The organism is Kordia aestuariivivens (assembly GCF_014397005.1).
Classification (GTDB): domain Bacteria; phylum Bacteroidota; class Bacteroidia; order Flavobacteriales; family Flavobacteriaceae; genus Kordia; species Kordia aestuariivivens.
Window position 1 is genome coordinate 528,477 of record NZ_JACGWS010000001.1, and the last position, 19,864, is coordinate 548,340.

Consider the following 19,864-nt stretch of genomic DNA (forward strand, 5'->3'; position numbering starts at 1 on the left):
CATGAAGAAGAAAGAAAATATACTGATTGTAGGCGCAGGATTATGCGGTTCTTTATTAGCACTGCGTTTAGGACAACGTGGCTACAAAGTAACAGTCATGGAAAGTCGTCCAGACTTGCGAAAAGTAGATATTTCTGTGGGAAGATCGATTAATTTAGCATTTTCAGACAGAGGAATCAAAGCCATGAACATGGTTGGACTCACAGATAAAGTAATGCCGTTATGCATTCCGATGCGCGGACGTTTGGTACATGATGTACAAGGAAATACATTTATGGCAAACTATTCTGGTCGTGAAGACGAATATATCAACTCCATTTCTAGAGGCGATTTGAATTCTTTATTATTAACAGAAGCAGAAGAACATGAAGCTGTTGATATAGTATTCAACAAAGAATGTACAGGAATTGACATTGAAGAAAATATAGCAACATTTCACTGTTACGAGACAAAAAAAGAAATGCAACTTAAAGCTGATGTGATCATTGGAACAGATGGCGCAGGTTCTATTTTACGTAAAAGTTATTACTTAGAGCGTAAATTTTTATTCAGCTATTCGCAGAACTTTCTCAATCATGGATATAAAGAATTAAGCATTCCAGCGACAAAAACTGGCGGTTTCCGTACCGAAAAAAATGCGTTGCATATCTGGCCAAGAGGTAATTTTATGATCATCGCTTTGCCAAACCTAGATGGAAGTTTTACGGTAACGTTGTTTTTATCATACGATGAAGGCGAATATAATTTTAACAATCTGACCACAAAAGAAATTGTACAAGAATTTTTTGAAAAGGAATTTCCAGATTTAGTGCCGTTAATTCCTGAATTAACTACAGAATACTTTGAAAACCCAACAGCACCATTAGGAACGGTAAAATGTTCTCCTTGGTCGTACAAAAACAACACCTTATTAATGGGCGATGCAGCACATGCAATTGTTCCGTTTTACGGACAAGGTATGAACGCATCTTTTGAAGATGTTGTGGTGTTAAACGAAGTATTAGATCAGTATGAAGGCGATTGGGAAAAGGTCTTTAAAGTGTATGAGAAAACACGTAAAAAAGATACAGATGCCATTGCAGATTTAGCGATTGACAATTATTACGAAATGCGCGATCATGTTGCGAATCCGATCTTTAAAGAAAAACGAAAATTAGAAATTGATTTAGAAAAAGCATTTCCAGAAACGTATTTTTCTAAATATTCAATGGTAACCTTCAATGAAGACATTCCATACAGTAAAGCTATGGAAATTGGACGTGCGCAAGATAAAGCGTTACTCAATTTAATTATCGATGACGAAATTGACACAACTGCGGATTTACAAGAAATTCTTAAAAAAGTACAAGAAGAAACCAACGAAATTTTAGACGAAGATAATGTGGCGAAAACGATGAAGCATTAATTTCTTTATGGTTGCTTCAACTCTTTAATAATTGCTTCAACACCTTTTTGAAAACCAGTAAAATAATCGTCTTTTTTAAACTCAGGGACGATTGTTTTATTGATAATAGCGAGCGTTTCATCATCGGTGAGTTTTTCCATGATGCCATCACCATTTTGAATCCAAATACGGCGATCTTTCATATACAATGCTATCAATACGCCATTATTTTTACCTTCTTGACCTACGCCCCAATTATTGGCTAAGTCTAGTGAATACTCTTCCAAACCACTATATTCTTGTATAGAAGTGAGGGTAACAATAGAAATTTGATTGCTAGTCTCGGCTTCGTGTTGTTTCACTAAATTCAGTAAAATGGCTTCTTGTTCGTCTGACAAAATATTATCAAAATCATTGATAAATCCGGTCGGAATAGGAAAAACAGTGTCTGCGCGATTTTCTGCTGTAGCTGCAGTATAATGCGGCTTGTGTGTTGCTTCACAGCTAACACAAAGTGTAACCAACAGGGTAAGCAGGAGACTTTTGAATTGCATAGTAGGTTATTAAGATCTGTTTGGGTAGTTGCAATATAAGAAATTACTTCTAATCGCTAATGAAAATTAACATTTGAATGTTTGCTGCATTTAGAAAGTGGCATCAAACTCTAACCAGTTTAGTGGTTTTTGCAATTGTTTAGTGCTAAACTCCAAATGCAACACGCGACGTTGCTTATGATTCGTAGTACGTTCAGAAGCATGTAAAATTAGTGGTTTCATGAGCATCACGCCACCTTTTTCAACCTCACAAACATGTTCGGCTTCTGTGTTCCAATCGATGGTTTCAGGTCTGTAAATTCCTTTTAGGTGTGATGTTGGAATGACTTTTAAAGCGCCATTTCTTTTTTCTGTTTTGTCTAAATGAATGCGAATCGTGACAATGTTTTCTAAAATATTTAACGGCGGTTGTACACCATATTGCCCTTTTTTAAAGGTCCAATTCTTATAGTTTGAAACGTCAACTTTTCGATCTACAGAAACACTCAAATCTTGATGATATGCAACAAACCAATTAGATTCGCTCGGTTTGTCAAAATAGATCGCTTTGGTTAAAAAATAAGTTTCGTTAAAAAGGATTTTTAGCAACGCGTGAAATTCCTCGGTAAACAACAATGGTTTTAATTCGGGAATTTTGGTAATCACTTGCCGGATCGCAAATAGATTCGTCGAACTTTCATCGAGTTTTTTATCAGCAGCAGCTTTTTCAATGCATGAAATGAGTGCGTCAATTTCTGCATTCGAATACATTCGATCTAAAACAGAAAAACCTTTTTCTTCAAGCGTTGATTTGTAGTGTGGATTTTCAATCAAAAGCAATGTTAGTTTAATAATTTCAACTGTTCATCAATTTGGTCATGGAGTGCGGTAAGTTGTGCATCGTATTTGTTGGTGTCTTCACTGAGTGATTTTTTAAACAATTCAAATGCTTCCAATCGCAATTCCGCATAGCGTATCAATTTTTTATTTTGTACTACTAAATCATCTGGTAAACCTTCTATCGTATTCGCTTCTTTGATAAGTACTATATTTTCTTTCCATGCAGGAATGACTTTATCGTTCAGTTCTAAAATGAGCGAAAAACTACTTTCAGTATCCATATGACTATAAAAAGCCAATGATTCATTTTCATTTTTTACAAACTGATCAATTTTAGTATTATAAGAATCTTGCATTTCAAAATCAGTAGTTGCATAATCATATCCAAAAAGACAAACTACTAAAACCAATAATGATATAAAACCAATTCCTGCGGCTCTCCAACGCGAAAAGAACGCATATTCATTTTCTTCGTGTTGCTTAAAAATAGCACCGAATATTTTTTCTACAATCAAATATATTGCACCTGTATAAATTGCAGGAATAACTACTTTAGGAATTTTTTCTATGATATGTTCAGGAATAGAAAAAATAAGTGCTAACACAGTAATCATAGCAACAATTGAAATAATAAGCGCCTTGTTTCCTTTTTCAGTTTGATCAAGTGCTTTGTAGTTTTCTCTAATCAAATAACCTGCGGCTATTGGCCCGCCAATAAAGGTGGCAATACCAATGGCTTTTTGAGAATAAAATGTTAGCTCTTTTGTGTTGATTTCTTTTTGTCTAGTTTGCATTGAGAGGAATTATGAGAAATCAAAGATAGTGAATGCGAGTTGTTTTTATAGCAATGTATTTGTAGAATGCATGTAGAATTATTTTCTTTTTGTTATATTATTTTTTGCGATAAAACCAATATGAAATCACAGTTGTAAATAGTTGGGCAGTCAAAAAAATAATTGCAATTTCAAACTCAGAAGTATTATGGACATTGTTAAAAATAAGTAAACCAAGCGTAAGTATCAGCGGTGAAAAGTACGCAAGTATATGATAAGATGGCTTTTTTACGACAATAAACTGAGTTGTCGATGTTATGGCAAAATACAGTGCATAAAACAGACTGCCTATTAAGACTAAAATTACAGCTTTCGGAAAAGCAGGATCATCACCAATCCGTATTTTTACATAGATAATAGTAGAGATTATCATGGTCACACAGAACAATACTATACTTGCGCCATAAATTTTTAGCACACGTTTAAAGTTATTTTTTGGAGTGTTCATTGCATGATGTATTAAGAATTTGAACATTTTTTAATTGCTCAATATTCTGAGTAAATAGTTTATATGCTCTAGAATTGGGTATAGCGTTTTACCAAAACTTCCACCATTTTTTAGCGGTTTGTGTTGATGCTTGTTGTGGCGAAATATGTCCAACAATATAATAATCATCTCCTACAGCTTGTGGCGATGCGGTAAATGTGTCATTGAGACCAATACCAAAATTTTGATGCGGTTTATTCAGCAATTGACATGTGAGAATACTATTTTCATAATTTTCAACTCTTACCCAAATTAATTCAGGTTTTAAGTCCCCAATTGGTGGTAGCAATACTTGAATATCATCTGGGAAACCTTCGGCTCTAAATTGATGAAAAGTCTCAGAAGTTCTAAATGCTTCCAAATGCGATTTTGCATAGACAGACATAATATCGTTCGGAAGTTGTAAGCTGTGTTTAGCGACTCCTTTATCAGTGAGGATTGTAATTTCTCCAGCGTTTATAAAATCATCAAAGCGACAGATAATACGCGTATTTTCGTCAACAGGAGATTTTTGGAATACAATTTCGTCTTCAACAACATTAAAAAGCTTAATTACATCAAGTGTAATTCCCGCCGTATGATCTATGTATACATAACCAAATAGATTACTTCCTTTAAATTCTCCTAATAACTTTGCAAACGAAGCGTCAAGTTCGTTGATACGAATCCAGCGATTTGCCAATTGTACATGTGCGTCTTTCATAAATTTGAGTAAAGATGTAGTGTTTAAAATTCAATATACATCTTTTTTTAAAACTTAATACAAGCTACTTTTTTGAATGCGTAAGCTTGCTCAATTTTTCAAGGTTTTGAGTCAATAATTGATATGTTGAAGTATTTGGTGGAGTTTCCTGCAATTGAATACGATGCCAATGAATATACGTTTCGTAGTCAATTGTAGTTAGCAATGTTGCTCGTAAGTTTTTCCAAGATTTGTTGTCACGTAGCGCAGGAACTTCAAAATCATAATGAACTTGCTTCATTGCGTTTTTACATTGCGGACAGGAAACTTTTATTTTTTCATACGCTGCATTGATATATTTTACAATATCTATTTGCGAAGTTGCTTCGTAATAATCACTCATTAAGTTTGAAAAATCATCATCCACAGGGTTTTTTATGTCTTCTTTTGAAGCACGTTTAAATCCTTTTTGACATTTTAAACAAATATAATGTCGCTTGTAATTTTTAGCAGGAAGCCATTCGAAGCCCATGATTATTTATAAGTCGTTGATTTTATAAATATAGGAATTGTAATTTATTTACTTAATGCTTTTAAGATGCGTTCTTCATTGAGGACGATATCGCGGAACAGCACATACGGGAACTTTTCGTATTTCGATTCTTTGAAAGCTTCGTGTATATTTAGCAGCGTTGACGCAGTAACTAACGATAAATTCATTTCGGTGTCCATTTCACAATCAGTTACAAAATCGTCACTAAACTCCGGTGCGACCAATAAAATTTTGACAATGCGTAAATCATTCTTCAATGCTAAATTTTGATACGATTTCAATTGTCTTGAAACGGAACTAAATTTATTATAACCTTTCTCCTTACTTGTTTTACATTCAACAATAATAATTTCGTTGTTATCTAAATTCAAAAGAATATCCATCATATCCTTTTTAGTGTTCAATTGTTTCTTAAAATCTTCGTCAACATTAAACCCTAAACCTTCAAAAATATTTCTAGTCAACTCTTCAAACTTTAATCCAAGTTCACTTTCTTTGACTGTAATTCCGTTATCTTTCAATGTATTTAAATCTCTGTAAGCAACATTTTCATAGTTTTCTAAATACAAGTTTTCGACATCTTTGTAATGTTCTAAAATATTTAAAATATCATCACCACGTTGCTTGATTCTATTATCTAAAATGAATTTTTTTAAATCTTCTTTACTAATTAAATCTAAAATATCGCGCGGCTTAATATTGTAATCTAGCAGAAAATCAGCTTTTAAAACATATTCATCCTGTAATTGAAATTGACTTTTAATTTCCTTGTTTAATTTTGGTAATGATTCGTTAAGTTCAGTCAATAATTTATCAAAACCATCAACCGAGATTCCAACTTTTTCATCGCGTTCTACATTGTCAAAATGAGTGATTAAATTTTCAATTTTTTCATCTAAGGTACTTCCTTTTAGGTTTTTAATGTTCAGCCCTTTTTCACACAATTCATTCAACGTTCGTTTTCGTTCGGTAAGTGTACTTCCGTTTTTATAAATATCTGAATATAAAAGATTTGAAAAAGAAACACCTTCTTTAATAATTTCTTCGATTTTGTCAGAATACAACAATTTTCTATCAATATTATGCTCCTTGGCGATTTGATTAATAATTGGTTCGCGTAAAAGTTTAAGTGTTCTGCGATAGAATTTTTCGGCAACTTCTTTTTCTCTTACTCTTCGTAAAATTCGAACCATTTCATCAGCTACATAAATGGTATTTTCTTTATTAGAATAAAAAATAACTCCAATGTTTTTTAAACTTTTAATAACATCTTGAATGTCTAATTTTTTAATAGGAAGAATAGAATAATTGATCAGTTTTGTTTCTTCTTGCGAAAGTCCTAATTGTTTTGAAAGTGTGAGTAGAATTGATAATTCATCAGAACTTATTTTAGATTCTCTATTATTGTCTATATCATTATAATAAGCCACATACAAACACGATTTATAAATTCGATAATCTCTTTTTCTTATTTCAGATAAATCTGATTTATCACTTTCAAAATCTTTATTAAGTGTTTTAATTCTAGATTCTAAGTGTTTAATTTCTGCTTCGTACAAGCGTGAAAACCAATCTTGTTTCATGATACAATTTCCATCTCTAATAATAATATCTATTAAGATATCTAATTGCGAAGTAATATCTTGAAATTCACATTTTACATGTGTTTGAAACTCTTTAGAAGTGAGCGAAAATATTTTTGAAATGTTTTGGTTATCAACAGCTTTTAAACCTTTATCAGATGAACTTAAAATGGTGTCAATCTCTTTACCGTTTTTTGGATTTTTAGAAATAATAAGATCAATTACTTTGATAAAAGAATTCTTTTCAATAGAACCAAGTTTATCCAATATCTTATCTAGTTTCATATAGTGTAGTTTTGTGTAAACATAACGGAAACTACAAATACAATTTTACGGTTTCCCGCAATCACACAAAATAAAATTCATTAAACCTAAAACTACCCAAGATGTTCCTTAAAAAACGCAATGGTTCGTTCCCAAGCTAAAGTAGCTGCTTTTTTATCGTAACGCGGCGTGGTATTGTTATGAAAGCCATGATTTACATTTGGGTAAAAATGTGCCGTATGTACTATTTCATTTGCTTTCAATACTTTTTCAAACGCTTCCCAACCTGCGTTTACACGTTTGTCCAATTCGGCATATTGAAGTAATAATGGCGCTTTAATTTTTGCAGCATCTTCATCATTTGGTTGTCTGCCATAAAAAGGAACAGCCGCCGCCAAATCGTCTAGTTTTACAGCCATCATATTTGAAATCCAACCGCCAAAACAGAATCCGACAACACCAATTTTTCCGTTACAATTTGGGTGTTTCTTTAAGTATTCAAACGCAGCAATAAAATCTTCGAGCATTTCGTTGCGATCACGTTTCTTTTGCATGGTTCTTCCATCGTCGTCATTTCCGGGATAACCGCCTAAAGGTGTTAATGCATCTGGTGCCAAACTAATAAAACCATCCAACGCAGTGCGTCTTCCAACATCTTCAATATACGGATTCAACCCTCTATTTTCATGAACGACAATTACGCCAGGAACTTTTTTAGAAATATCTTTTGGTAAGGAAAGCAATCCTTTAATCGTTCCGCCACCTTTTGGAGAATCGTAGGTGATATAATCAGATTGCAAACTTGGATGATCTTTCGGAACTGTGATTGTATCCGTGTAATTTGGTGTCATAAAACTTAGCAATGAACCAACGGTAACACTTCCTACGGCATACAAAGAAAGTCGTTCCACAAATTGTCGTCGCCCGATTTTACTGTGCGCATAATCGTCATACAAATCAAAAACTTCTTGTTTGATGTCTTCTTTCTTTAGCTTGCTCATAATCGTAGAATTTTGGTTGTCCTAAAGTTATGCAATTTGTCAGACTTTTTAAACAGTGATAGATTGTTTTATTTTTTTACATTAAATTAACCTGAGTTCGATATAAAATTCAAAGGCGATTTTCATCTTTTCCGCAGTATAGCAGGAATTTTTCGTTAAGAATTTTTGAAGCCTTGGAAAAAATTTAGAAAAATTCATGCGGTTTTAGTTTTCAATAAAAGAAAAACTAAAAATACCTCTGGAAAAGCGCACTTTCTTTTGTTGAAGCCTGTGCTGAACTTGATTCAGTATTCTTTGTGCGAGCAAAGAAAAAGAAAATAAAAAACTGATTTTCAGTATTTTAAAGTTTGTGTAGTAAGTATTGACTAAATTTTATTTAAATGAAACTTATATCGAACTCACGTTAAATTATAATACAATAATGCGTTTGGATTATGAACAACTAATTCAATTCATTCTCTGTATTTTCACCTTTACTCCAACAGTCTAAATTGTAGATAGTCGTTTCTGCAATATTAGTTAATGCTTCTTCTGTTAAAAATGCATGATGTCCTGTAATCAATACATTTGGCATTTTATTTAACGTACTAAGCATCATGTCATCGGGAATGTTATCAGAATGATCTTTAAAGAAAATATTCTTTTCATTTTCATAAACATCGATTCCTAAAGCGCCTATTTTACCACTTTTTAAAGCATTAATTACATGTTCAGTATGAATAACACGACCTCTTGCAGTATTGATAATTACAACACCATCTTTCATTTTAGAGAGTAAACTTTCATCAATTAATTGGTGTGTTTCCGTGTTTAATGGAACATGCAAGGAAATGATATCAGCTTGTTCACATACATCTTGTAATGGTAGATACTCCAAGTTGTACTGAGTAATCAAATCGTGATTTTCTTCAATATCATGCGCTATTAATTTACAGCCAAAACCATGCATAATTTTACACATAATGGAACCTATTTTACCAGTGCCAATAATACCAACGGTTTTGTTATTCAAATCAAACCCAATTAAATTATTGATATCAAAATTATAACGTTCAACACGTTTATTGGAGGCTATTAATTTTCTATTGAGTGTCAATAACAAACTTGCAGCATGTTCAGCAATTGCATACGGTGAATACGCAGGAACATTTGCTACTTTAATACGTGATTTTGAAGCGGCTGTTAAATTTACATTGTCATAACCCGCAGAACGTAGTGTGATATACTTTACACCAAAAGCTTTTAGTTTTTCAATCGTAATAAAACTAGCTTCATCTGCAGAAAATATAGATATAGCATCATAGCCAACTGCTTTCATAGCTGTTTCTGACGATAAAGCTTCTTTAATAAAAGTGAGTGTATGTTTTCCTTTATTGGCGTTTACTAAATAAGGCGCTATAAAATCTTGGGTACTATAAACGAGTACTTTCATAATATCATTTTTTTCGGATAAGTTCTTCTTGTTCTAAGGATTTAATAATCGCAGTAACATAATTTGTAACTGTAGTACTGATCTGTTTGGGATCAACAATATTGTATGATGCTACCCAAACGAGCGATTTATCACTATCTTCTTTTAAATTGTATAAGGAAGCTTCAATATGATACACTTTATACTTATTATAATAGCCTTCCACTAAGTAAACATCTTGATGTAAATAGTAATAACGCCCAAAACGTCTCCAGTAATAATCTGTTCTGTATCGATCTCCGCTATAAGTTTCTTTTTCATCAACTCCTTTTACTGCTGAAATTAAAATAGCATCAAATCCCTGTTTAGAAACTCTGCTGATTTCTTGTTCAATAGCTTCCTGGGTTTGTTTTAAGTTCGTAAATGAAGGTTTAAATACCGTATAACTTTCCACAGCTACGATACCTCTATCTGCAAGTTCGTTCTTTAATTGTTCTTCAAATATTTGTCGCGCAGTTAGGTTTTCGGTAAGTCCAACAATCAACACTTTTTTAGGTTGATAATTGGTATATTCTTTATTGGTCCAAGTATCTGTCATTCTTGCAGTTGAACAGCTTGCCAAAAGTAATAATGTCAATGTGTAATAAAGTACTTTCATAATTTCTATTCTTTATTGACAAAACTATTTGATTTCCTGAAGGACAGCAATGATATATATCAGCGAAGGTTACTATTTAGTGAGTTCGGTCTAAAATTGTGCGCAACGGATTCTTTTTCCGAAGTGTAGTAAACATTTTTCGTTAAGAATTTTTGAAGCCTTGGAGAAAATTTAGAAAAATGTTTGCGGTTTTAGCTTTTTCAGCTAAAAACACCTCTGGAAAAAGCGCACTTTCTTTTGTTTCTGTTTTCTTTGTGCGAGCAAAGAAAATGAAAATAAGAATTTGATAATAGAGTTTTAATTCAAAATATTTTTGAAGTAGAATTTATGTTAATAATTTAAATTAAAGCGCTGTTTTAGTTCCATCGTGAAGTAATCGAAACATCACATCATTCTCAATTAACAAACCTTCCGATTGTGAATTTGGCCAACTCTTATTATAATCTTTTGGATGTTTTACATCAATTCCAATGATTTTTCCGTTGAAGAATGATTTCACTTTCGATTGCAAGGTATGTCCAACAACCACCGATTTTGCGTTGAATATTTCTAACTGCGAATCAATTTGTACTTGTGACAAATCTTCTCTAAAATAACCGCGATACCACGAAATTCCTTTGCGTGTGGAAGTGATCAATTGTGCTGTCGTTTTTTGAGGTTTTGGAAAATACGCTGTATAATAATGATTGCGCGAAATCGTATTTATTTCTTCCAAACTTAAACCTAATTCAGCAACTTCAGGATGAATGCCGCCATGGACAAAAATATGTCCGTTGATTTTTTCAATGGCGTTTTTGCTCGCTAACCATTTCCCTAAAAATGATTCCTGACTGTACAAATCGTGTTGTTGTTTGCCTAAAATTGCCGAAACGCCTAAATACTTTTGAGAAGCCGCGCCAAACTTTGCTTGCATGTTTTTCAATTCGTGATTCCCGATGATAAAATGAACCAATCCACCGTGGTTTTTCGCTTCCTGTTCCAGTTTATAAACAAACCATAAAACTTGCGTGGTAGAAAATCCACGATCGACAAAATCGCCCACCAACACCAAATGCCCTTTTCCGAATGTCCAATTCAAATCTGTGTCAATCACTTGGTGTTGCATCAAGAAATCGCGAAAGGTTTTATAACCACTTTCAATGTCTGAAATCGCCAAAATTGGATTGCCGTCGTTGTAAACAGTTTGTGGTGTTTCAAGTGTTGCATCAATCGTAAAATCGAACGTAGTATCTTCTAACGGAAAATAACAACTGCCCGGAATTGCTTCATTCAAGGCATAACTTTTAGTTGCTGTGTAAAAACCATCTTTTTTATTTCCTCTGAGATACTTCACGCTAAGTGTACTATCATTTTCATAAAATACATACGGACCTTCTTTGTCAAGATTCATGCGCGAAGGATGATCGCCATAGTGAAGTGACGCGCCGTGATACAACCCGAACGCAATCGCGCTCAGCGCTAAAAATAAAATGGTTACTGTGATATGTTTTACATATCGTGCTATTCGTTTTTTCATGATGATGGATTTAAAATGTTTCCACAAACTTATTTGGGAAACACTTCTCACAAAAGGATTTGGGTTGAACAGTTCCTCAAAAGTGACACAAACTATTTTTGTGTTGTTGAAATGATTTCATCACAGATTTTGGTCAAAAGAACCTCAATATTAGGTCGTTTATCAACTTCTTTTGTCAGCGAATCGTTTTCGGTTACATTTGTAATATGCTACTTAAAAAACACTATAAAAAAATAATATTCATCATTGGATCTTTGATATTATTATATCCGTTAGTCATCTCTATTTATGAAATAATTACGACGGACAAAGACTCGGTGGTTTTCTTAGAAAATTATCATCCTCTAATTAGTTTAGGGCTTTTTGACCTATACATCATGTTATTTATGGCGATGTTAGCCTATGGATTATTTTGGTTGTTCATGCGAATTCGATCTATTTTGATGTTAAAAAAGGAACAGCAACAAATGGAATTGTCACATTTGCAAAGTCAGGTAAATCCACATTTTTTCTTCAATATGTTGAATAATTTATACGGTTTGGTCGATAAGGATTCAAAGAAAGCACAAGCGTTGATTTTGAAACTGTCCGACATGATGCGCTACAGTATTTACGATGGACAAAAAAGCAGCGTGACCATTGCAGAAGAAGTTGAATATCTGAAGAATTATATTGAATTACACAAAATGCGCTATCACAAAGAAATAGCGATTCAATTCAATACAGACATTCAAGATGAAACAGCGAAAGTAATGCCGTTGTTGTTTATAATTTTGTTGGAAAATGCTTTTAAGCACGGCGTGGAAAACCTGCATGAACATGCTTTTGTAAATGTAAATTTGATTGCGAATCAGAAGGAAATTCACTTTACGGTGGAGAACAATTTTGATGCAGAAGCAATTACGGACGAAACAGGAATTGGGTTGAAAAACCTCAAAAGGCGACTCGAATTGGTCTATCCAAAAAAACATTCTGTATCTTTTACGAGCGAAAACCAAGTATACAAATCGCAACTAACTATTCAAGGTTCATGATTAGTTATGTAAGATCAGTTTGATATAAAATCTTAGCTTAATGTAAATGTCAAATCGAGCGCAGTCGAGATTTAATAGAAACGATAGCGTACTTTAGCTTCTCGACTGCGCTCGAAGTGACAAGAATTGATTTTAATAAACGCTATTATTTTAGTATCGAAATTCTTATGTAGAACTAACATTATTTAACAAGGCAGTTTCACAATCTATTCAAAATTTTAATTAAAGAAATATGGCGAACATAAGCTATTTAATTATTGACGACGAACACATTGCGCACGATATCATAAAAGGATATTGTGATTTGTTGCCGAATATGGAATTGAAAAAGCATTGTTACAACGCACTTGAAGCGATGGAATATTTAAACGAACATTCCGTAGACTTAATTTTCCTCGACTTAAACATGCCAAAACTCAAAGGATTCGATTTTCTAAAAACCTTGGTTTCGCCACCAAAAGTAATTGTCACAACGGCGTATCAAGAATATGCCTTGGAAGGTTACGAATTGAACATTTCCGATTACTTACTCAAACCATTTTCCTTTGAACGTTTTCTAAAAGCAATCAACAAAACCGTGAGTGTTTCATCGCAAGTGAAATCTACTGTAGTGGAAAAAAGGAGTGAAGCGTCACAAAGTATCTTCTTAAGAGCGCAAAGCAAATACGTACAGGTGTTCATGAACACCATTCATTATGTGGAAGCTTCTGGGAACTATACCAAAGTCGTCACAGCAACGGAAACCATTACCATTCGTGAAAAGCTTTCAGACATTATATCACAATTGCCAAGCGAAGATTTTCTGCAAGTACACAAATCGTTTGCCGTTGCCAAAAAGCACATCAACAGTATTGAAGGCAATCGAATTATGATTGGTGAACATATAATTCCTATTGGGAAAATGTATAAGGTGAATGTGAATGGGTTGGTAAGGTGAGATTATTGAAAAACATTACTTGTTGTGCTGTAATATTTTCAAAAGCTTTTTTGGATCTTGTCGATTGTCCCAAAAAGCAGTAATTATGATTTGTTTATCTGTAACTTTATAAAAAATACTAAAATTTCCTAAGGAAGCAACTCGTATGTCTTTAAAATCAGTTGCTTTAGAAATAAACGGTTCTTTTGCAATTTGATGGTTTCTTTCTGAAACTAACTTTACAAGTTTTTTTGAATAGTTGCTAGACTTGTTTCTTTTAGCCCAGTATTCTAAAATCCCGACAAATTGAAGGTCTGCTGTTCTTGTCCAAACTACTGTTCGTTTAGCCATTGAAGATTTCGTTTATCCATAGCTTCTTGAGAAATAAGCTTTCCGTTCTTTATATCTTCCTCACTCATTTCAAGCATTATTTTTTGTTCGTTCGTCAATTCTACTATTTTTGATTCAGCTGCACTTGAAGAAACTAGTGTGTCAAGTGCTTCTAAAAATCCTTTGTTTTTAATTGAAAGGATTTTATCGATCAGCTCATTTCGTATTTTATCAATTGTTGCCATTTCTACGTTGTTATTGTATATATTAAATATGCGAAATTCAATTGAGTTTTCCTAATATGGTAGAAAATATTAACAGTATTGAAGGCAACCGAATTATGATGCTATAATTCCTATCGGGAAAATGTATAAGATGAATGTGAATTTGTTGTTGAAGTGATTTTTTATTTCAAAATTGGAATAAGTTCGTTAAAATTTGAAATGCAATAGTTCGCATAGTCTGATTTTTCTTGACCAAACTTAGCTACTTGTACTGTATGTAACCCAAGTTCAAAACCCGCTTTTAATTCTGAATTCGGATTGTCTCCAATAATATAAACTAATTGTGGTTCAATTTTCCTCTCTAAAAGAATACTCTGAAAGATTCCTTTCTTAAAAACTCTTTCAGAACTAAGAATGTTATCAATATAAACTTCACTGAACTTTTGTTTAATTCCTAAATAATGAATTTTAGCATGTTGCAGTTTTGAAAATCCAGTAGTGACGAGTATTTTTTCTTGTTTTAAATTTTCAACCACACTAAAATCATCAAAGGTTCGTATGTTTAGTTTGTACTCATGTTCATTGATAAAACGCGCAAATTCAGTATTTTGATGTTTGTCAAACTTATATTTCTCAGCTACAAAATCAAAAGGATATTTCCATAACTCAGGAATAATTTGTGCAGTCAGTGCTGTTCCAAATTTATTGATAAGCAACGGTTCTAACTGATCAAAAATTGGTTTTACAGATTCTTTTTTTATGGATTTAGTCTCAAAAATAGTATCATCTAAATCGAAAATTAATAATTTATTCATTGGATTTGGAATGATTCGTGTCGGGAAATTAACGATTACTTTTTATCATAGTACTAAGTTAATTAAATTAGCCACTTCTTTATTAAGTGCTGTATTTTTAAATCTCTAACTACAAACGCTCTTTCACACCTTTTCTCCAAAAATAGATTCCAAAGACCAATGTTACAATCGCAAACATAATCCCATTCTCACCAAGCCAATGCTCGGTTTCTTCAAACGTTCTAGTCAACGGAGGAAATATTTTCTGAACATACACATTACTTACTGAGTGGAAGATTACTCCAGGCCATAAACTCTTAGATTTAAAAGCAAAGTAGGTCATAATAAATGACATCGAAATTACAAAAACAAAAAAAGTTATAAATTCCAAAGTGACATTTTCACTGTAATATACTAATATTGGCCAATGCCAGAGTGCCCAGATAAATCCAACAAAAAAGGAAACACCTGTAAAAGATAGCACCTTTCTTGATTCATAGATTAAAAAACCTCGCCACCCTATTTCTTCTCCTAAAACCGTTGCCATTGCCCTTATAACGCCTACAGTTCCTAGCAAAATAACACCTATAATTATGACAAATGTTGGTTTTAATGTTCCAATTCCAACTAATCCAAGTTCTGTAGCCCATTCCATAATGTTCTCTTCATTCGACAATCCTCCTAATCCAAAAATCCAGATGAGTACATAGGTAATCAAAACATACAAAGCAGGAATGAAATAAGACCATCGAATATATTTCCAATGTCCCCAATTCCAATTCAGAGAAGAAATAGTGCGTCCTCTCAATTTTAACGTGATGATTGCTGCTATTGCCGGACACCACATAAGCGCACCGACATAAATTCGTGAAGGATACAAATTAACGATTGCGTAATGAAACACAGCACTAATCACTGTGACAATCGCTAAGAAGATAAAAATGGTGTTCCAAGCTTCTTTGTGTTCTGGAGTTTTTACAAACATGAATGTTCTTTTAGTTGGTTTTGAGTATAACGAATGGATAGTAACTTTGTTACATGATGTCTAACAGCGCTAACAAGTCTAGAAACCTAAACTGTCTAAAAACCTCATTTTAAAGAATCCGCAATAAAATCATAATTTTTATGTGTTTTATTGAATAATTCGCAACAAAAATACTCCCGAAACCTTCTCGCAGCAATGCGACAAGCTTTCCAACGCATTTGAAACGTCCCTGCAGACGTGCGAGAAGCTTTCCGACGTATTTGAAACGTCCTCGCAGACCTGCAACTAGCTTTCCAATGTGTTTGAAACGTTCCCGCAGTCGTGCGACAAGCTTTCCAACGCGTCGGAAACGTTCCTGCAGACCTGCAACAAGCTCCCTTTTACTAAAGAAATACAGCTGCAAGCTAATAACAAGCTTTTAAATACCTTTAAAATGTACGTTCAATCCTACTAAAAGATATAAAGTCTAGAAATCCAATTCTCTAAAAATCTAAGCAAGTCTAACAAAAAATGTATCTTTGAAACGCACACAACCAACCAACATGATTTACATCGCCATCTTACGCGGAATTAACGTTTCAGGAAGTAAAAAACTGCCCATGGCGGAACTCCGTACGTTACTATCAACACTTGGTTTTACAGATGTACAAACCTATATTCAAAGTGGAAATGTAGTGTTCAAAGCAGCGAAACAACATCAAGAAAAATTAGGTAATCAAATCGCGGAAGCAATCAAAAAGCAATACGATTATGAAGTTCCTGTGTTGGTAAAAACAATTGACCAATGGAAAACGGCAATCGCTAACAATCCATTTGCGGAAGCAGACATTTCAAAACAAGGAATTACATTTTTAGCAACAATTCCCTCAGCAACAACGATTGAAATTGACAGCAAAGATGATCGTTTCGAAATCATCAATTCAGAAATCTATTTAGACTGTCCAGGCGGTTTTGGACGCACCAAACTCACCAACAATTTCTTTGAGCGTAAACTCAAAATACGAGCAACCACCAGAAACTGGAAAACGATTTACAAATTGTTAGATCTCGCGGAAGCGATGGAGTAAATAAATGTTAAATGCTAAATTTTAAATATAATGAAGTTGTCACATCGAGCGCAGTCGAGATGCATCAAAACTTAATAGATTCTTGACTTTGCAATAACTGACAAAGTGTTTAATCAAAAAAACAATGAAAACATACTATGTATATATCTTAAAATGTAAAGATGAATTATTTTATGTTGGAATGACAAACAATCTTGAAAGAAGAATAAATGAGCATCATGAAGGATTGAACAGAGAATGTTTTACATATAAAAGAAGACCTTTAGCATTAGTTTTTCAACAAGGATTCAATGAGGTTGAACAAGCAATCTATTTTGAAAAGAAAATTAAAAAATGGAGTAGTCAAAAGAAAGCAGCATTGATAGATGGAAACAACAATATGCTTCAAATATTATCAGAATGTAGAAATGCAACACATTTTAAATACAAAGAATAATAGTAAATTGCAGCTGCTGTCATATCGAGTATTAATAATGGAATCAAAATTGTCATATCGAGCGCAGTCGAGATACATGTAATTTACAAGGTTCTCGACTGCGCTCGAACTGACAAAGCTCAAGCACTATATTAGATTTGAATAATGCTCTGTGTAAACAAAATAACGAATAAACAATAGGAGCAAAGCGACGTAACAAATCAACAAAAACTGAGCAAAGCGAAGTAACAAGCAACAAATAAACAAGGAGTAATGCAAGAAAAAAAAGTAACACCAAGAGGCGCATATCCACATACAAAACGCGTGGGCGACTTTATATTTGTATCAGGCACAAGTTCACGACGACCAGATAATACGATTGCTGGCGTGGATATCATTGACGAAATGGGCACGAAACACTTAAACATCGGTACGCAAACGCGCGAAGTCCTAAAAAACATTGAAAAGAACTTGCAAAGTATAGGCGCAAGTTTGGCTGATGTGGTGGATGTCACTTCGTTTTTAGTCAACATGAATGACTTTGCTGGCTACAATAAAGCGTATGGCGAATTCTTCGACAAAGAAACAGGCCCAACACGAACGACGGTTGCGGTACATCAATTGCCACATCCAGATTTGGTAGTGGAAATCAAAGTAATGGCATACCAAAAACAATAAAACGATACAATGCAGAAGATTCTCAACTATATAAACGGAAGCTACGTTGCACCCAAAAGCAACGAATGGATTGACAATTACAATCCGTCCAATGGAGAAATCTACGGACAGATTCCGAATTCGTCTGCGGAAGATGTAGAAGCGGCGTATCAAGCAGCAAAAGCAGCCTTTCCAAGTTGGTCAAATACAACGTTGGACGAACGAAGTCGAATCCTTAGTAAAATAGCGGATTTAATAGCAGAAAACATAGCAGACTTAGCGTATGCAGAATCTCTGGACAATGGAAAACCGTTAAGCTTAGCAACGCAAATAGATATTCCGAGAGCGACGAGTAACTTTAAATTCTTCTCGCAAGCTATCACACAATTTTCAAGTGAAGCACACGAAAGTATTGGACACAACGCGATGAATTTCACCTTGCGACAATCAATCGGAGTTGTGGGTTGTATTTCTCCATGGAATTTACCGTTATATCTTTTTACATGGAAAATTGCACCAGCGTTGGCGACAGGAAATACGGTAGTTGCAAAACCGAGCGAAGTCACGCCGATGACAGCGTATCTATTAGGTGAGATTTGCACCAAAGCAGGATTGCCAAAAGGAGTTTTAAATATCGTTCACGGTTTGGGGCATACTACCGGACAAGCCATTACGGAGCATCCAAACATCAAAGCAATCTCTTTTACAGGCGGAACTGCCACTGGCGCACACATTGCCAGAACTGCGGCGCCAATGTTTAAAAAGCTTTCGCTAGAATTGGGCGGGAAAAATCCAAACATCATCTTTGCGGATTGCGATTATGATGAAATGCTCAACGTTACGGTGCGTTCGTCGTTTGCGAATCAAGGACAAATCTGTTTATGTGGTTCTCGAATCTTTGTGGAAAGAAGCATCTATGACAAATTCAAAACGGACTTTGTGGCACGTGTAAAAGCTTTAAAAGTTGGAAATCCGTTTGATGAAACCACGAAAATAGGTGCGTTGGTTTCAAAGCCACATTTGGAAAAAGTAAAATCATACATCGACATTGCAAAAGAAGAAGGCGGCACTGTTTTATGTGGTGGAAATGAAGTTGTGGTTGAAGGATCTGAAAACGGATATTACTTAGAACCAACGGTGATTGAAGTGCAAACCGATCAATGTCGCGTGAATCAAGAAGAAATATTTGGACCCATTGTGACGATGATGCCGTTTGATTCAGAAGAAGAAGTCTTAGCCATGGCAAATGGTGTTCGGTATGGATTATCAGCAACATTGTGGACAAACAACTTAAATCGCACGATGAATATGGCTAAAAAACTCGAAGCAGGAATCGTTTGGGTAAATACGTGGCTCATGCGTGATTTGCGTACGCCTTTCGGCGGAATGAAAAACTCAGGCGTTGGTCGTGAAGGCGGCATGGAAGCATTACGTTTCTTCACGGAACCGAAAAATATATGTATCAAGTATAAGTAATTAGATTTTTGGACATGTTAGATTTTTGGATTTTTAGACTTTTTAGTCAATTTTTTAAAAGTTAATAATAATGTCATGTCGAGTATTATTGAAATCAAAATAGGATTAAATTGTCAGTTCGAGCGCAGTCGAGAACTTTTTGTGCTAAAACTACATCTCGACTGCGCTCGATGTGACAAATAGAGCAAAAACAAATAACAAAAAAGTTAAGAGTTAAAAGT

22 protein-coding genes are annotated in these 19,864 nt (G+C 34.0%); 7 read left to right on the forward strand and 15 right to left on the reverse strand.

From position 1 onward, the window contains the following. Window position 1: 1 nt before the first annotated feature. On the forward strand, window positions 2-1,405 hold the full coding sequence (locus H2O64_RS02410) for an FAD-dependent oxidoreductase (RefSeq protein WP_187560538.1): 1,404 nt from the start codon (window positions 2-4) through the stop codon (window positions 1,403-1,405). Between the two features lie 5 nt (window positions 1,406-1,410). On the opposite strand, the gene H2O64_RS02415 is transcribed toward H2O64_RS02410, so the two are convergent. The 11 genes from H2O64_RS02415 to H2O64_RS02465 all read right to left on the reverse strand — a co-directional run bounded on the left by H2O64_RS02415 (window position 1,411) and on the right by H2O64_RS02465 (window position 11,745). Then, window positions 1,411-1,938, reverse strand: a complete 528-nt coding sequence (locus tag H2O64_RS02415) for a TPM domain-containing protein (protein ID WP_187560539.1) — start codon at window positions 1,936-1,938, stop codon at window positions 1,411-1,413. A 90-nt stretch (window positions 1,939-2,028) separates the two neighbouring features. After that, window positions 2,029-2,751, reverse strand: a complete 723-nt coding sequence (locus H2O64_RS02420; RefSeq protein ID WP_262890622.1) for a phytanoyl-CoA dioxygenase family protein — start codon at window positions 2,749-2,751, stop codon at window positions 2,029-2,031. Between the two features lie 8 nt (window positions 2,752-2,759). Continuing rightward, window positions 2,760-3,551: a hypothetical protein gene (locus H2O64_RS02425; RefSeq protein ID WP_187560540.1), complete on the reverse strand. Its 792-nt coding sequence runs from the start codon at window positions 3,549-3,551 to the stop codon at window positions 2,760-2,762. Between the two features lie 97 nt (window positions 3,552-3,648). Beyond that, window positions 3,649-4,038 carry a hypothetical protein gene (locus tag H2O64_RS02430; protein WP_187560541.1) on the reverse strand — a complete coding sequence of 130 codons (390 nt, stop codon included), beginning with the start codon at window positions 4,036-4,038 and terminating at the stop codon, window positions 3,649-3,651. 88 nt (window positions 4,039-4,126) lie between these two features. Next, a complete protein-coding gene (locus tag H2O64_RS02435) occupies window positions 4,127-4,780 on the reverse strand; it encodes a hypothetical protein (RefSeq protein WP_187560542.1) in 654 nt (217 codons plus the stop codon). Window positions 4,781-4,844: 64 nt separating this feature from the next. After that, window positions 4,845-5,291 (reverse strand): hypothetical protein, encoded by a 447-nt coding sequence (locus tag H2O64_RS02440; protein WP_187560543.1) that lies wholly within the window; start codon window positions 5,289-5,291, stop codon window positions 4,845-4,847. 44 nt (window positions 5,292-5,335) lie between these two features. Continuing rightward, a complete protein-coding gene (locus H2O64_RS02445) occupies window positions 5,336-7,180 on the reverse strand; it encodes a hypothetical protein (RefSeq protein ID WP_187560544.1) in 1,845 nt (614 codons plus the stop codon). Between the two features lie 92 nt (window positions 7,181-7,272). Further along, window positions 7,273-8,160: a dienelactone hydrolase family protein gene (locus H2O64_RS02450; RefSeq protein WP_187560545.1), complete on the reverse strand. Its 888-nt coding sequence runs from the start codon at window positions 8,158-8,160 to the stop codon at window positions 7,273-7,275. Between the two features lie 442 nt (window positions 8,161-8,602). After that, on the reverse strand, window positions 8,603-9,592 hold the full coding sequence (locus H2O64_RS02455; RefSeq protein ID WP_187560546.1) for a 2-hydroxyacid dehydrogenase: 990 nt from the start codon (window positions 9,590-9,592) through the stop codon (window positions 8,603-8,605). Between the two features lie 4 nt (window positions 9,593-9,596). Continuing rightward, window positions 9,597-10,229: a hypothetical protein gene (locus H2O64_RS02460; protein WP_187560547.1), complete on the reverse strand. Its 633-nt coding sequence runs from the start codon at window positions 10,227-10,229 to the stop codon at window positions 9,597-9,599. 343 nt (window positions 10,230-10,572) lie between these two features. Beyond that, window positions 10,573-11,745, reverse strand: a complete 1,173-nt coding sequence (locus tag H2O64_RS02465) for a metallophosphoesterase (RefSeq protein ID WP_187560548.1) — start codon at window positions 11,743-11,745, stop codon at window positions 10,573-10,575. Between the two features lie 206 nt (window positions 11,746-11,951). Between H2O64_RS02465 and H2O64_RS02470 the strand changes: the two genes are divergently transcribed. Together H2O64_RS02470 and H2O64_RS02475 are read left to right on the forward strand one after the other, a co-directional pair. Further along, the gene (locus H2O64_RS02470; RefSeq protein ID WP_187560549.1) at window positions 11,952-12,779 is read left to right on the forward strand and encodes a sensor histidine kinase; all 828 of its coding nucleotides are present in this window, start codon (window positions 11,952-11,954) and stop codon (window positions 12,777-12,779) included. Window positions 12,780-13,011: 232 nt separating this feature from the next. Next, window positions 13,012-13,716 carry a LytR/AlgR family response regulator transcription factor gene (locus H2O64_RS02475; protein WP_187560550.1) on the forward strand — a complete coding sequence of 235 codons (705 nt, stop codon included), beginning with the start codon at window positions 13,012-13,014 and terminating at the stop codon, window positions 13,714-13,716. A 15-nt stretch (window positions 13,717-13,731) separates the two neighbouring features. Here the strand turns inward: H2O64_RS02475 and H2O64_RS02480 are convergent, their stop codons facing one another. The 4 genes from H2O64_RS02480 to H2O64_RS02495 all read right to left on the reverse strand — a co-directional run bounded on the left by H2O64_RS02480 (window position 13,732) and on the right by H2O64_RS02495 (window position 16,028). Then, window positions 13,732-14,046, reverse strand: a complete 315-nt coding sequence (locus tag H2O64_RS02480; protein ID WP_187560551.1) for a type II toxin-antitoxin system RelE/ParE family toxin — start codon at window positions 14,044-14,046, stop codon at window positions 13,732-13,734. Further along, on the reverse strand, window positions 14,028-14,270 hold the full coding sequence (locus tag H2O64_RS02485) for a hypothetical protein (RefSeq protein WP_187560552.1): 243 nt from the start codon (window positions 14,268-14,270) through the stop codon (window positions 14,028-14,030). The genes H2O64_RS02480 and H2O64_RS02485 overlap by 19 nt, the downstream gene beginning before the upstream one ends. Before the next feature lie 161 nt (window positions 14,271-14,431). Beyond that, on the reverse strand, window positions 14,432-15,064 hold the full coding sequence (locus tag H2O64_RS02490; protein WP_187560553.1) for an HAD family hydrolase: 633 nt from the start codon (window positions 15,062-15,064) through the stop codon (window positions 14,432-14,434). Between the two features lie 109 nt (window positions 15,065-15,173). Further along, window positions 15,174-16,028, reverse strand: a complete 855-nt coding sequence (locus H2O64_RS02495) for a CPBP family intramembrane glutamic endopeptidase (RefSeq protein WP_187560554.1) — start codon at window positions 16,026-16,028, stop codon at window positions 15,174-15,176. A 518-nt stretch (window positions 16,029-16,546) separates the two neighbouring features. Here H2O64_RS02495 and H2O64_RS02500 point away from each other — a divergent pair. From H2O64_RS02500 to H2O64_RS02515, 4 genes are all read left to right on the forward strand, one after another. Beyond that, window positions 16,547-17,095 (forward strand): DUF1697 domain-containing protein, encoded by a 549-nt coding sequence (locus tag H2O64_RS02500; RefSeq protein WP_215907111.1) that lies wholly within the window; start codon window positions 16,547-16,549, stop codon window positions 17,093-17,095. A gap of 124 nt (window positions 17,096-17,219) precedes the next feature. Beyond that, window positions 17,220-17,531 (forward strand): GIY-YIG nuclease family protein, encoded by a 312-nt coding sequence (locus tag H2O64_RS02505; protein ID WP_187560555.1) that lies wholly within the window; start codon window positions 17,220-17,222, stop codon window positions 17,529-17,531. Between the two features lie 252 nt (window positions 17,532-17,783). After that, window positions 17,784-18,188: a RidA family protein gene (locus H2O64_RS02510; protein WP_187560556.1), complete on the forward strand. Its 405-nt coding sequence runs from the start codon at window positions 17,784-17,786 to the stop codon at window positions 18,186-18,188. Window positions 18,189-18,197: 9 nt separating this feature from the next. Further along, entirely contained in the window at window positions 18,198-19,643 is a 1,446-nt protein-coding gene (locus H2O64_RS02515; RefSeq protein ID WP_187560557.1) for an aldehyde dehydrogenase, read from the forward strand. Window positions 19,644-19,864 lie beyond the last annotated feature (221 nt).

Bases quoted from the DNA above. Each gene is read 5' to 3' on its own strand.
- H2O64_RS02410 (WP_187560538.1), top strand. From the start codon at position 2: ATGAAGAAGAAAGAAAATATACTGATTGTAGGCGCAGGATTATGCGGT.
- H2O64_RS02415 (WP_187560539.1), bottom strand. From the start codon at position 1,938: ATGCAATTCAAAAGTCTCCTGCTTACCCTGTTGGTTACACTTTGTGTT.
- H2O64_RS02425 (WP_187560540.1), bottom strand. From the start codon at position 3,551: ATGCAAACTAGACAAAAAGAAATCAACACAAAAGAGCTAACATTTTAT.
- H2O64_RS02430 (WP_187560541.1), bottom strand. From the start codon at position 4,038: ATGAACACTCCAAAAAATAACTTTAAACGTGTGCTAAAAATTTATGGC.
- H2O64_RS02435 (WP_187560542.1), bottom strand. From the start codon at position 4,780: ATGAAAGACGCACATGTACAATTGGCAAATCGCTGGATTCGTATCAAC.
- H2O64_RS02440 (WP_187560543.1), bottom strand. From the start codon at position 5,291: ATGGGCTTCGAATGGCTTCCTGCTAAAAATTACAAGCGACATTATATT.
- H2O64_RS02445 (WP_187560544.1), bottom strand. From the start codon at position 7,180: ATGAAACTAGATAAGATATTGGATAAACTTGGTTCTATTGAAAAGAAT.
- H2O64_RS02450 (WP_187560545.1), bottom strand. From the start codon at position 8,160: ATGAGCAAGCTAAAGAAAGAAGACATCAAACAAGAAGTTTTTGATTTG.
- H2O64_RS02455 (WP_187560546.1), bottom strand. From the start codon at position 9,592: ATGAAAGTACTCGTTTATAGTACCCAAGATTTTATAGCGCCTTATTTA.
- H2O64_RS02460 (WP_187560547.1), bottom strand. From the start codon at position 10,229: ATGAAAGTACTTTATTACACATTGACATTATTACTTTTGGCAAGCTGT.
- H2O64_RS02465 (WP_187560548.1), bottom strand. From the start codon at position 11,745: ATGAAAAAACGAATAGCACGATATGTAAAACATATCACAGTAACCATT.
- H2O64_RS02470 (WP_187560549.1), top strand. From the start codon at position 11,952: ATGCTACTTAAAAAACACTATAAAAAAATAATATTCATCATTGGATCT.
- H2O64_RS02475 (WP_187560550.1), top strand. From the start codon at position 13,012: ATGGCGAACATAAGCTATTTAATTATTGACGACGAACACATTGCGCAC.
- H2O64_RS02480 (WP_187560551.1), bottom strand. From the start codon at position 14,046: ATGGCTAAACGAACAGTAGTTTGGACAAGAACAGCAGACCTTCAATTT.
- H2O64_RS02485 (WP_187560552.1), bottom strand. From the start codon at position 14,270: ATGGCAACAATTGATAAAATACGAAATGAGCTGATCGATAAAATCCTT.
- H2O64_RS02490 (WP_187560553.1), bottom strand. From the start codon at position 15,064: ATGAATAAATTATTAATTTTCGATTTAGATGATACTATTTTTGAGACT.
- H2O64_RS02495 (WP_187560554.1), bottom strand. From the start codon at position 16,028: ATGTTTGTAAAAACTCCAGAACACAAAGAAGCTTGGAACACCATTTTT.
- H2O64_RS02505 (WP_187560555.1), top strand. From the start codon at position 17,220: ATGAAAACATACTATGTATATATCTTAAAATGTAAAGATGAATTATTT.
- H2O64_RS02510 (WP_187560556.1), top strand. From the start codon at position 17,784: ATGCAAGAAAAAAAAGTAACACCAAGAGGCGCATATCCACATACAAAA.
- H2O64_RS02515 (WP_187560557.1), top strand. From the start codon at position 18,198: ATGCAGAAGATTCTCAACTATATAAACGGAAGCTACGTTGCACCCAAA.